Raw genomic sequence first — 288 nt, 5'->3', positions numbered from 1 at the left:
TTCATGACCGGAAGCGACAACGACAGGGCAAAGCTCATCAGCGGCGGTGTGAACTTCATACTCGGCAAAAGTGTTGCAGAGTACGAGCTTCCAGACAATGAGAAGACACCGAATGTGTTCATCAAAGAAGCCTTGCTTCTCAAGCAGGCACTTTCGCTGTGCAGCAGCTTGGTAGACGAGCAAACCCGCATGGAGGCGGCTTTCTTCGAGTCCGTAAGAACAATGACCGTGCGATTGGTTTCAGGCGGTACCGGAAAGAAGTTTACGCTTCCGGACGTAAATGAGCGC

Annotated in this window: 1 protein-coding gene; it reads left to right on the top strand. The window is 52.1% G+C overall.

The window, feature by feature from the left end:
* Positions 1–288, top strand: a 288-nt coding sequence (locus P0G09_RS20465; RefSeq protein WP_275253600.1) for a type I restriction enzyme endonuclease domain-containing protein, incomplete at both ends; no start/stop codon positions are given.

The sequence above is a fragment of the Faecalibacterium sp. DFI.5.82 genome (assembly GCF_029076575.1).
GTDB lineage: Bacteria > Bacillota > Clostridia > Oscillospirales > Ruminococcaceae > Faecalibacterium > Faecalibacterium duncaniae.
This window is presented reverse-complemented; position numbering and strand designations above follow the sequence as displayed.